We start from the raw sequence: 11232 nt of genomic DNA on the forward strand, positions 1-11232 counted from the left end.
CTCTCTTACGATAAGTCATCTACAAAAGAGAAATTCGCTCTTTTGAGATTCCTTTATCTCGTGAGATTCAGTCCAGTTACGGCGCAGCTGAGCGACCGATTCCGCTTTTCTTCCTACATTCTTTCTGGTGCGTTTACTCCTACTGTTTCCAGGGCGTTCTGCAGGGTGATGCGTACTGCTTCTATGAGTGCGAGTCTTGCTTTGGTCAGGCTTTCGTCTTCTGTGAGTACTTTTTCTGCATTGTAAAAGCTGTGCAGTGTCTGTGCCAGGTCGTAAACGTAATTCGTTACGCGGTGTGGTGCATGGCGTCTTGCTGCATCAACAATTGCTTCCGGATACTCGCCGACTTTCTTCATCAGTGCGTGGTCCTTCTCGCTTTTTAAAATAGAAAGATCCGCATCTGCATCAATTGTGTAGCCTTTTTCATCCGCCTGCCGAAGCATGCTGCAGATTCGTGCGTGTGCGTACTGCACGTAAAATACAGGATTTTCGTTGGATTCTGATTTTGCAAGCGTCAGATCAAAATCAAGATGTGTTTCCGGTGCGCGCATTGCAAAGAAGTAGCGTGTTGCGTCAATTCCTACTTCTTCCATTAATTCACGCATCGTTACCGCGTTCCCGGTACGTTTGCTCATCTTTACTTTTTCCCCGTTTTCAAACAGATTCACCATTTGAATGATCTGGACTGTCAGCTGATCTTTTTGGTAGCCGAGTGCCTGGATCGCAGCTTCCATACGCGGAATGTAGCCGTGGTGATCTGCTCCCCATACGTTGATCAGCTCATCGAAGCCACGGTTGAATTTATCTTTGTGGTAAGAGATGTCCGGGGTCAGGTACGTGTACGTCCCGTCATTCTTTATGAGCACACGGTCTTTATCATCCCCGTATTCTGTCGAGCGGAACCAGGTAGCCCCGTCTTCTTCATAAGTATTGCGCCGCTGCTTCAGTTCGTCCAGCACAGGCTGAATTTTATCTTCTTCGTATAAGCTTGATTCTGAGAACCAGTTATCGAAATTCACACGGAAATCAGCTAAGTCGTCTTTGAGCTTATCTGTTTCTCTTTTCAGCCCGTACTCTCGGAAAAATGCGCGTCGCTTTTCCTGATCTGCATCTTTAAAACGGTCGCCGTAGGCAGAGACGATTTCTTTTGCGAAGCCGATAATATCTGCTCCCTGGTAGCCGTCTTCCGGCATTACGGCATCTTCGTCAAGTTCCTGCAGGTACCGCGCTTCCAAAGAAAGCGTCAGGTTGTCAATCTGGTTTCCGGCGTCATTGATATAATACTCCCGCTCCACCTGGTAACCGGCTTTATCAAGGATATTGCTGAGGGAATCACCTACTGCTGCTCCGCGGGCATGGCCTAAATGCAGTGTTCCTGTCGGGTTTGCAGAGACAAACTCCACCTGCACTTTTGTTCCTTTTCCGTAATCAGAGCGCCCGAAATTTTCTTTTTGGGTAAGTACTGTTTTTACTACGTCCAGCAGATAATCCTTTTTCATAAAAAAGTTAATAAATCCCGGCCCTGCAATATCGAGCTTTTCTACAGCAGCTTCCTCGTAGTTTATGTGTTCCGCAATATCTTCTGCAATCGCGCGCGGTGCTTTTTTGGCAATGCGAGCCAGCTGCATTGCTGCGTTTGTTGCGAAATCTCCGTGATCTTTATCCTTCGGTGTTTCAATAACAATTTCAGGTATTTCTTCTTCGCCCGCTAATCCGGCAGACAGAATGGCCTGCTGCAGCTGTGTCTTTAAATTTTGTTTCAGCTCTTCTACCTGGCTCATGCTTTCTCCCCCTCTTCAAATACTATTTCCATAGAGTATGTCCCTGTTTTTGATCCCTGCAGTGTTAATACGTAAATAAGAGAGATGATTCCTTTTTTCTTCTCGTCATCCCACGTATATTGAATGCTTTCTGTATCTGTAATCATGTGCATCGGTCCATAAGGGCTGCGGTAAGTGCCTTCCGTCTTTACCCCTTCCACAAATCGCTGATTCATGGAGATCGCACCGTCTCTTTTTACAGAAAGTCTTCCATCACGCAGCTGCATTGTCTGCATCGTTTTCTGTTCTGAATCTTCCCTTGGCTCCTGAAAGCGGAGAACGATCAGTCCGCCTCTCCAGCTCAAATGTCCGAATGCATCCATGGAGTGCCGTTCCTTCTGCTTGCCGTCACGTATGGTGGTACGGATTTTAATATCTACCGGCATGCTGTTTTCAGTCATATGAAGTCACCCGTTCCTTTCGTTAATAACCAGACTATTATAACGGAAAAGGGGCAGCGTGTTCAAGGTATCTATTTGAAACCAAGCAGCATCTCACGAATAAATTTGCTTGCTGCGACAGCCGTCTGTTCAGAAGGATCGTATGCCGGAAGAACTTCTACAAGGTCACAGCCGATCACATTCACTGAGGAGCCGGCGATCGTGTGAATTGCTTCCAGCAGTTCTTTAGAAGAAATCCCTCCTGCCTCCGGCGTGCCTGTGCCGGGAGCAAATGCCGGGTCCAGAACATCAATATCGATCGTGACGTATACATTGCGGCCGTGGAGCTCTTCTATTTTTTCTTTCAGTGGCGCTGCAACTTCGAATTTGCTCATGTGCATGCCGGAAGTAGCGGCATATTCAAATTCCTCCCGCATACCGGAGCGGATCCCGAAGGAGTAGACATTTTCCGGACCGAGCAGTTCGCAGGCTTTTCGAATCGGCGTGGAGTGCGATAATACTTCACCTTCATATTCTTCACGCAGGTCTGCGTGGGCATCAATGTGAATAATTGCCAAATTATCAAAGGCAGCGTTCGCGGCTTTGATGACCGGCCAGGAAACCAGATGCTCCCCGCCGAGTCCTACCGGGAATTTCCCGTCTTTGAAAAGCTGTTCCGCATACGTTTCGATCATGGCGATGCTTTTTGCGGCGTTTCCAAAAGGCAGCAGCATATCACCTGCATCGTGCACCTGGATTTCTTCCAAGTGCCGGTTCAAATAAACGCTGTACTCCTCCAGTCCAATAGAAGCTTCGCGTATCCGGTTCGGCCCGAAGCGGGAACCAGGACGGAAGCTGACGGTATAATCCATCGGCATGCCGTACATTACAAACTCTGCTTCTTCGTAAGTTTTGTCTGCCATAATATATTTTCTTCCTGAATACCCTTCATCGAAAAACATGCTTATTCTCCCTTCAATATATCCTGGAGGAATTTTGGCAGCGCAAATGCCGCATGATGAATGTCTTTCGTATAATAATTTGTGTCCAGCAGATGAAAGCGGTCGTCATCGATCTGCAGCGGATCGTACACTTTAGAACCGATGGTAAAAGTCCACAGGCCGCTTGGATAGGTTGGAATATTCGCAGTGTATACACGCGTAATTGGGAAAGTTTCGGAAATATCTTTGTAGGCGTTTTTTATTAATTCCTGCTGGAACCAGGGATTATCAGTCTGCGCAACAAAAATACCGTCTTCTTTCAGCGCTTTGGAAATTCCTTCATAGAAACCACGGGTAAACAAGTTAACGGCCGGCCCTACAGGCTCTGTGGAATCCACCATAATTACATCGTATTCATCTTCACTTTCAGCGATATGCATAAATCCGTCTGCAACTTTCACTTCGACTCTTGGATCATCAAGCGATCCTGCAATAGTCGGCAGATACTGCTTGGAATATTCGATTACCTTGCCGTCAATTTCAACAAGGGTAGCTTTTCGTACTTCCGGATGCTTTAAAATTTCACGGATTACTCCACCGTCCCCGCCGCCGACTACAAGTACGTTCTGAGGGTCTGGATGGGTATGCAGCGGAACGTGTGCGACCATCTCGTGATATACAAACTCGTCTTTTTCTGTGGTCATCACCATGCCGTCCAGCAGCAGCATATTGCCGAACTCTTCCGTTTCCACCATGTCAAGCTGTTGAAATTCTGTTTTCTCACTTACGTAAGTCTGTTTTATTTTCGCCGTAATCCCAAAGTTGTCTGTCTGCTTTTCTGTAAACCAAATACTCATCTATACTTCCACTCCATTTCTCTTTTATGCCTTTGCACTCTTTTAAAAGTACCGAAAATCTTTTGCATACGCAAGGGGTGCCTCCAGGAGCGCCTGTTCCGGTCTTTTTACCTATTAAGTCTCTCTACCCGCTGCCGATATATTTTAAAATGAGAAGATGCTAAGTTTTTAATAAAGCTATCTTGAAAATAAAAATTTTGCTAAAAAGAAATAATAATACTGCTTCATTTTCGGAGAGACTTACCCAAGGGCTTGTTCTCGACTAATTTTGGCGAAAGGAACGTCCGCCGAAAGCATTTGTGCAGCCGACCAAATGCTCTTAAAGTCCTCTTTACGTTCTTTGTGAAGAGGACTGTTGGTCGAGCGGAGCAATGCTCTCTTTAATACAGGCGTCCGCCTGTTTCCGCTTTGTTACACGCGCTCTTTTCAAGCAGTACTTACTAAATAATATGGAGGAACTCCGATGGAAATTTCACGTTATCAGCCTTCACAGGCAAAGCCTGCGCAGCCAGCTGCGCCGAAAAATCAGGAAGCAACTGAAAAAACGGTGAAAGACAGTAAAGAAACGTATACTCCTTCTCCCCGGCCGGATGTAAAAAACATGAGTCCGGAAGAGCGGGACAATTATTTAAATAAACTTCGCCAGGAATCAGATAAGCATTTTGAGTCCTTAAAAAATCTCGTTGCGAAAATGCTGGAGAAACAGGGATTCACTTTTCAGGATCTCCACGGGGACAGTAATGTTGCAGAAACAATTGAAGTAGACGAGGAGACAAGGCTCGCTGCCGAAAAAGCGGTCGCAGAAGATGGACCTTATGGGGCAGAAGCCGTGAGCGACCGGCTCGTAAATTTTGCGATTGCACTTTCCGGCGGTAATGTAGATAAGCTTGATGTGCTGCGCGGAGCAATCGACATGGGCTTTAAAGCGGTGGAAGATATTTTTGGAGAACTTCCGGAAGTATCCAAACAGACTTATGCATTAATCCAGGAAAAACTTGCAGCTTGGGAAAAAGAGCAGCGCGGAACACCAGCAGAAAGCAGGAGCTGAATTTCAGCCCCTGCTTTTTAATCATTTATGAAAAGACAGCTTACTCCTCTTCCCGCAGTTCGATCCGGCGGATTTTTCCGGAAGCGGTCTTCGGCAGTTCCTTCATAAATTCAATTTTCCGTGGATATTTGTAAGGTGCTGTCATCTGCTTTACATAATCCTGCAGCTTTTTCTTTAGCTCTTCGCTCTCTTCAGCAGGATCTTTGAGCACGATACAGGCTTTCACCACGCTTCCGCGGATTTCATCCGGAGATGCGATGACCGCACATTCTTTCACGGAAGTATGCTTTAACAGCACGTCTTCCACTTCAAACGGTCCGATCGTATAGCCGGAGCTGATAATAATATCGTCGCTCCGCCCTTTAAACCAGAAGTAGCCATCTTCATCCTTCAAAGCCTGATCCCCGGTTACGTACCACTCTCCACGAAAAGCTGCGTCCGTTTTTTCAGGATCCCGGTAATATTCTTTAAACAGCGCAGGGCAGTCTTTGTGCACTGCAATGTCACCCGTTTCTCCTGGCTCTACCGGGTCTCCTGCAGAAGAAATGATGTCCACCGGATTCCCGGGAGTAGGTTTTCCCATCGATCCCGGCTTCACCGTCATCCCCTGGACATTGCAGACGAGCAGCGTATTCTCTGTCTGGCCGTACCCGTCCCGCACCTCGATTTGGAATGCATCTTTAAATGCCTGGATGACAGGGCGGTTTAACGGTTCTCCCGCAGAAACGGCACTTTTCAGTTCTTGTAAATTATAAGAAGCAAGGTCATCCAGTTTCGCCATCATCCGGTATTCGGTCGGCGTACAGCAGAGCACGTTTATTTTTTCTTTCTCAAGCAGGGAAAGATACGTGGAAGCGTCAAATGCCCCGTTGTACACGAACGCTGTAGCTCCAAGGGTAATCGTAGAAAGGAGCGGACTCCATATCCATTTCTGCCATCCCGGTGCTGCCGTAGCCCAGACTACGTCTCCCTCTTCTACACCGAGCCATTCTCTTGCTGCGGTGCGTACGTGGGCATAGCCCCAGCCGTGCGTATGTACTACGCCCTTCGGATTTCCTGTGGTGCCGGAAGTATAGGAAAGTACCACCGTGTCTTCTCGCGAAGTGACAGGCGCCTGGTACTCATTAGATGCAGCGTCCGCTTCCTGCTCCAGCGGAGTCCAGCCTTCTTCCTCTCCGCCGATAATGAATTTTTCGTGCAGTGAATAATCTCCAATTTTATTTACTTCGGCAGTTGTTTTATGAAAAGCTACGACCCCTTTTGCTTCAGCATGCTCCATGCGGAACCGGAGGTCTTTTTCCCGGAGCATTTCTGAACATGGCACAGCAATAATTCCTGCACGCATGCATGCGAGATAAGTAAAATACGCTTCCGGAATACGTGGAAGCAGCACAAGGACTCTATCCCCTTTGTGAATCCCCCTTGCATTCAGTGCCTGTGCATACTGATTTATTTTCCGGGCCAGCTCCCGGTAGGAAATATCTTTCCGGTCCCCGCCCTGGTCTCTCCAGGCGACTGCGGCAGTATCATTTTCTTTAAAGCGCATGACTTCATCAGTAATATTATATGTTTCCGGTGCAGTTAATTCAGTATTCATTATGTAGGCCTCCTATTTTCTCGCTGTCTTTTAAAACAAATTCTCCGCGCCGGCAATGATTCCTGCCTGGAAAGAAGAAAAAAGGCGGGAATTGGAAATTCCGAAGCGTATGTGTGACCTTTTTAACACTAAAAAACCTCCCGGAAATCCCGGAAGGCCTGACTATAGAAAAACAGACGAAAGGGATGTGTGTGGGATCCTCCTTCGTCTGTTTTCCTGTCTTAGTATGTTGCGTGTGTCCATTAGTGTACTAAATGAAAGGCGCATCCTGCAAGTGATATAAGGGATCTTCACACTTTGTTCACAAAAGTTAAAATTTCTGCTTTCTTAGTGCTTAATTCCCTTGCATCGCTTTACTCCTCGTCGTTGAGACCCTGCTTCAATTCATCTGTGGAATGATCCCAGAACTCCCGGTTAAAATCCTTCAGAAATTCTCTCAGTACCCGTTTGGATTCCACGTCCATGTGCTCGACTGCAATTTTTCCTTTCATGGACTTATCCATGTTATTTACGTGTTCCGGCATGCTTTTATAACCGCGTCGGATCGAGCGGTCCACAATCATTTCGCAGGCCCCTACCCCAGTATATGCGGGCTTGCCTTCCAAATGTTCTACCGTCACCCAGACGAGCCAGTAAAGCTTCCCATTCGGCACCGCTTCTTTTTCTTTCAGAAATTTAATTCGTTTTTCCACTTCGCTGCGGGCATGAAGCGCCCCCATATCTACAAACGCCGTATTTTCCTCCGGGTCGACAAAGACCGGTGTAACGTTGTTTAAGTTTATCGTACCGACACCGTAACCACCGTGCCCGTCTGTGGAGTCGTTGCTTAAAATATTAAAATTACCGCTCATCTTCTTTATTTTTTCATTCTTAATGCGATCTTGTTCATTCATAAAATTTCCTCCTTTCAAATCATGCACTTAACATTCAGTTTATCATACCTGATGTATTTCTTGGCAAGCGGAGACCCTAAGGAAAGTTCAGTAAAGGAATTCGCGCTTATTTCTAGTATACTTACCAAAGAGGGTTTCTGAATCCTACTTCGCTTAAAGGAGGAATATGCATGCCAATCGTTACTGTAAAAATGCTGGAAGGCCGCACAGATGAGCAAAAACGGGAGCTTGTAGAAAAAGTGACAGAAGCCGTTACAAGCACCACTCAGGCGCCTGCAGACCGCGTATCTGTAGTGATAGAAGAAATGAAGCCCGAAAACTTCGGAAAAGCCGGAGTCCGTGCGAGTGACGAAGTATAAGCAAAAAAGTCCTGCAGCGAGCAATCACTGCAGGACTTTTTAATGACGGAGTTTTTCCAGAAATGTATAGGCTTCTTCTATATCTTCTTCTGTATAATTCTGCTTTGCTTTCAGTTTGAACACTTTTGTTTTCACTTCTTCTTTGGTCAGCGCATCGAAATATAAAATGGTGGATACCAGCTCTAAAAACTTGGATGACTTTTCATTTAAAGCTCTGAGCAGCTCCTTATCCAGCATTTTTTTCTCTGGGAATACCGCCGCTAAAAATTGCTCTCCTTTAGAAGATAGCGAATAGCGGTACTGATAATATCCCGCCTTTTTTTCCCGCAGTTCTTCTACAAAATCTGCCTGGCACATTTCTTCTATCTGCAGCGTCAGTTCCTCCGAATAAGGCCCAAACATATGAAATTGATATTTTTCACGAAATGGCTGCCCCAGCCGTTTTGCTATATACACCATTTTCTGCAGTTTTTTGCGGCCGACAATTTCCTCTGTTTCCTTTAATAGTGCCAGTAGTTTGGCATGTTCCTGCAGCACAATTATCCCTCCTGTTGATGAAGCAGCGTCAGAATACGCCGCTTTTCTTCGCCATGCTCCTGCTGGTCCAAAAGCAGATCCATTGGAAAATATAATTTATGGTCCGTGCGTTTTTTGCCGGAAATAGATTCTACAATATCAGATTCTCTCGATAATTCCCGCAGCGATCCGTTTGGCATTAAGAGATGAATCGGCATCCGCTCATCTTTTTCTCCCGGCCGGTAAAAATCATAGGGCAGATCGGAAGAGGAATCTATCACAAGATAATACTCCGGATCCACGCCGATTTTTCGAAACAGTTCCTGCAGCTCGGGCCATATTATCATCTGCTCGCTCGGATCACACTCCACGTATTTAAAAAGGTGGCGGTCCATAAATCTTCTGCACAGATCACTGAGGATCGGATCGTTTTCCAGCTCCCAGGCCTGAAAGTAATAAAAGATAATATACTCATCCAGCCGGATATACTCCTCCAGCGTCATCGTAGATTCAAATAATGATTGAAAATGGTGCGGCGTCTGCTGAAATTCATATCCGTCTGCAAGCAGCTCTTTCGCCCGGTGAAGAATTTTACTCAGAATTACTTCCGCACTGCGCGTTACCGGATGAAAATATACCTGCCAGTACATTTGGTAACGGCTCATAATATAGTCCTCCACTGCGTGCATCCCGCTGTGTTTAAACACTGCCTGATCCTCCTGCGGTCGCATCACCCGCAGAATTCTTTCCATATCAAACTGGCCGTAGCTGACTCCTGTGTAAAAGGCGTCCCGCAGCAGGTAATCCATCCGGTCCGCATCAATCTGGCTGGAAATCAAGCTGACAATCAGTTTGTTTTCGTAAGTTTTTCCAATCACGTCTGCCACACGGGCAGGGAAATCCTCTCCCATGCGGCGAAGTACTTTATTTACTTCTGTGTCGCCCATAATGATCCTGCTTGTCCACTCTTCATGGTCTGTTTGAAAGACCTTCTCAAAAGAGTGGGAAAAAGGCCCGTGCCCTACATCGTGAAGGAGTGCCGCAGCCAGGCAGACAAGACGTTCATCTTTTTCCCAGGTCATCTTTTTTTCCAGGTTCTCCACCATCCGCCGCATAATTTCGTATACCCCAAGCGAATGGTTAAATCGTGTATGTTCTGCTCCATGAAACGTTAAATATGTAGTGCCAAGCTGGCGGATTCTACGGAGCCGCTGAAATTCCCTTGTGCCGATCAATTCCCAGATCAGTTCATCCCGGACGTGTATATACCGGTGGACCGGATCTTTAAATACTTTTTCTTCCTGTAATTGTCCGTCTGGCCTCAGCATCAGGCTGCCTCCCCCTCATTTAATTCTGATGAATTATATTTTCCCTTTTTTTGTTCTGATTAGACATATTTCATTCTACCTTTCCCGTTTCGGTACGGCAACGGGTTTTTTCCAGGAGAGATATGATATAATTTGGAGCGGAAAATCTGCCTGTAAGGGAGAATGAGCATGTTTAATTTACCAGAAGAACTCCAGCAGCAAAACTGGTTTGTCATAGATCAATCTGTCACAGGTCTGCAAATGAACCCTATGGCATCATTTGCGATGGATGATACGTTATGTGAAATAGTTGCCTCGAAGGAAAGTACAGGCTTTGCCAGAAGCTGGGTGCATGATAAAACAGTAGTGCTCGGCATTCAGGACAGCCGGCTTCCTCAAATAAATGAAGGAATTTCCTACTTGGAAAAGCAGGGTTATCAGGTGATTGTGCGAAACTCAGGCGGCCTTGCTGTAGTTTTGGATGAGGACGTATACAACCTCTCACTTCTCTTTCCGGAAACCCGTGCCCTTACGATTGACCTCGGGTATGAAGCTATGGTTGCTTTTACACGGGAGCTGCTCCCGGAACTTGGGGATTTGATACAGGACGGGGAAATCAGTACTTCCTACTGTCCGGGAAGGTTCGATTTAAGCGTGAATGGCCAGAAATTCGCCGGGATTTCCCAGCGGCGGATCCGGGGCGGGATAGCTGTCCAGATTTACCTGGCAATGCAGGGAAGCGGTGCGGCGCGTGCAGAATTAATCCGCTCTTTTTATAACATTGCTGCTGCCGGGGGCGATGTGAAGTATTCGTATCCTCAGATTGTGCCGGAAACAATGGCTTCTTTGACAGAGCTTATCGGTACTCCCCTCACAAACGAAGCACTGACGCACCGCATTTTTCTGGCATTGGAAAAGCATAGCGATTCGCTTGCAGAGTATGAGCTGTCAGAAACTGAACAGGAACGGTTCCAATATCATCTGGAGCGGATGTTTAAAAGAAATGAACGGCTGCGCTGATAACGCAGGAACTTCTATTATTCATTTTTCATTCGAGACGCCAAGCGAAAAGCTGCAATTGCAAGAAACAATTTCTTTCTTCACAGTTAAAACCCTGCTGACTGCCCAGCGGGGTTTTGCAGAGTGTTTATACAGTAAGAAATTTCTATTTTTATGATTTGCTGTGTATAGGTTCTCCTCCGCTTTCCGGCGGAAGCTTGCCGACCGGTCTTCAGCTATTTCTCCCGCCCACGGGACAGAAGAAAGGATCTTCAGACTGCGCTTTAATCCCGCTGTCACCGCCGGGCGCTATGGAGAAAAGTTATTTCCGAAGAAAAAGTGTCCGTATCTCTGCGGGTTCGTATAAAAACCATTGTCCCCCTTAATTATGCTGCAGTCGCAGAAGAGTCGACTCCGGGAGGATTTGAACGATTCGAAGATCCACCTGCCAACGGCAGGTTAGCTGAGAGAGTTCCCTCCGGAAAGCGACACTTCGGAGACAAAAGCATAAAATC

General features: G+C 46.5%; 11 protein-coding genes. 3 read left to right on the plus strand and 8 right to left on the minus strand.

Annotated elements, in window-relative coordinates; translation table 11 throughout:
* Positions 1-113: 113 nt before the first annotated feature.
* The 4 genes from argS to speE form a co-directional block, all read right to left on the minus strand.
* On the minus strand, positions 114-1781 hold the full coding sequence (gene argS, locus BLP92_RS17625) for an arginine--tRNA ligase (protein ID WP_090844712.1): 1668 nt from the start codon (positions 1779-1781) through the stop codon (positions 114-116).
* Positions 1778-2221, minus strand: a complete 444-nt coding sequence (locus BLP92_RS17630; RefSeq protein ID WP_090844715.1) for a YwiB family protein — start codon at positions 2219-2221, stop codon at positions 1778-1780. The genes argS and BLP92_RS17630 overlap by 4 nt, the downstream gene beginning before the upstream one ends.
* A gap of 71 nt (positions 2222-2292) precedes the next feature.
* Positions 2293-3162 (minus strand): agmatinase, encoded by an 870-nt coding sequence (speB, locus tag BLP92_RS17635; protein ID WP_090844717.1) that lies wholly within the window; start codon positions 3160-3162, stop codon positions 2293-2295.
* A gap of 2 nt (positions 3163-3164) precedes the next feature.
* Positions 3165-3998: a polyamine aminopropyltransferase gene (gene speE / locus BLP92_RS17640; RefSeq protein ID WP_090844720.1), complete on the minus strand. Its 834-nt coding sequence runs from the start codon at positions 3996-3998 to the stop codon at positions 3165-3167.
* Between the two features lie 463 nt (positions 3999-4461).
* Here speE and BLP92_RS17645 point away from each other — a divergent pair, with 463 nt between their 5' ends.
* Positions 4462-5046: a hypothetical protein gene (locus tag BLP92_RS17645; protein WP_090844723.1), complete on the plus strand. Its 585-nt coding sequence runs from the start codon at positions 4462-4464 to the stop codon at positions 5044-5046.
* 40 nt (positions 5047-5086) lie between these two features.
* Here the strand turns inward: BLP92_RS17645 and BLP92_RS17650 are convergent, their stop codons facing one another.
* Positions 5087-6643 (minus strand): acetate--CoA ligase, encoded by a 1557-nt coding sequence (locus BLP92_RS17650; protein ID WP_425284454.1) that lies wholly within the window; start codon positions 6641-6643, stop codon positions 5087-5089.
* Positions 6644-6996: 353 nt separating this feature from the next.
* Positions 6997-7536: a YwhD family protein gene (locus tag BLP92_RS17655; protein ID WP_090844729.1), complete on the minus strand. Its 540-nt coding sequence runs from the start codon at positions 7534-7536 to the stop codon at positions 6997-6999.
* Between the two features lie 170 nt (positions 7537-7706).
* On the opposite strand from BLP92_RS17655, the gene BLP92_RS17660 reads away from it, so the two are divergent.
* Positions 7707-7895, plus strand: a complete 189-nt coding sequence (locus BLP92_RS17660; RefSeq protein WP_090844732.1) for a 2-hydroxymuconate tautomerase — start codon at positions 7707-7709, stop codon at positions 7893-7895.
* Positions 7896-7934: 39 nt separating this feature from the next.
* Here the strand turns inward: BLP92_RS17660 and BLP92_RS17665 are convergent, their stop codons facing one another.
* Positions 7935-8432: a YwgA family protein gene (locus BLP92_RS17665; RefSeq protein ID WP_090844734.1), complete on the minus strand. Its 498-nt coding sequence runs from the start codon at positions 8430-8432 to the stop codon at positions 7935-7937.
* Positions 8433-8434: 2 nt separating this feature from the next.
* Positions 8435-9739, minus strand: a complete 1305-nt coding sequence (locus BLP92_RS17670; RefSeq protein WP_090844737.1) for an HD domain-containing protein — start codon at positions 9737-9739, stop codon at positions 8435-8437.
* A 168-nt stretch (positions 9740-9907) separates the two neighbouring features.
* Here BLP92_RS17670 and BLP92_RS17675 point away from each other — a divergent pair, with 168 nt between their 5' ends.
* Positions 9908-10738, plus strand: coding sequence for a lipoate--protein ligase family protein (locus tag BLP92_RS17675; RefSeq protein WP_090844740.1), 831 nt, complete (start codon positions 9908-9910; stop codon positions 10736-10738).
* Positions 10739-11232: the final 494 nt, after the last annotated feature.

Origin of the sequence: Alkalicoccus daliensis (assembly GCF_900103955.1) — a bacterium.
GTDB lineage: Bacteria > Bacillota > Bacilli > Bacillales > Salisediminibacteriaceae > Alkalicoccus > Alkalicoccus daliensis.

What these genes read in the sequence shown, in the direction of transcription:
- argS (WP_090844712.1), bottom strand. Translation starts at nt 1,781, where the DNA reads ATGAGCCAGGTAGAAGAGCTGAAACAAAATTTAAAGACACAGCTGCAG.
- BLP92_RS17630 (WP_090844715.1), bottom strand. Translation starts at nt 2,221, where the DNA reads ATGACTGAAAACAGCATGCCGGTAGATATTAAAATCCGTACCACCATA.
- speB (WP_090844717.1), bottom strand. Translation starts at nt 3,162, where the DNA reads ATGTTTTTCGATGAAGGGTATTCAGGAAGAAAATATATTATGGCAGAC.
- speE (WP_090844720.1), bottom strand. Translation starts at nt 3,998, where the DNA reads ATGAGTATTTGGTTTACAGAAAAGCAGACAGACAACTTTGGGATTACG.
- BLP92_RS17645 (WP_090844723.1), top strand. Translation starts at nt 4,462, where the DNA reads ATGGAAATTTCACGTTATCAGCCTTCACAGGCAAAGCCTGCGCAGCCA.
- BLP92_RS17650 (WP_425284454.1), bottom strand. Translation starts at nt 6,643, where the DNA reads ATGAATACTGAATTAACTGCACCGGAAACATATAATATTACTGATGAA.
- BLP92_RS17655 (WP_090844729.1), bottom strand. Translation starts at nt 7,536, where the DNA reads ATGAATGAACAAGATCGCATTAAGAATGAAAAAATAAAGAAGATGAGC.
- BLP92_RS17660 (WP_090844732.1), top strand. Translation starts at nt 7,707, where the DNA reads ATGCCAATCGTTACTGTAAAAATGCTGGAAGGCCGCACAGATGAGCAA.
- BLP92_RS17670 (WP_090844737.1), bottom strand. Translation starts at nt 9,739, where the DNA reads ATGCTGAGGCCAGACGGACAATTACAGGAAGAAAAAGTATTTAAAGAT.
- BLP92_RS17675 (WP_090844740.1), top strand. Translation starts at nt 9,908, where the DNA reads ATGTTTAATTTACCAGAAGAACTCCAGCAGCAAAACTGGTTTGTCATA.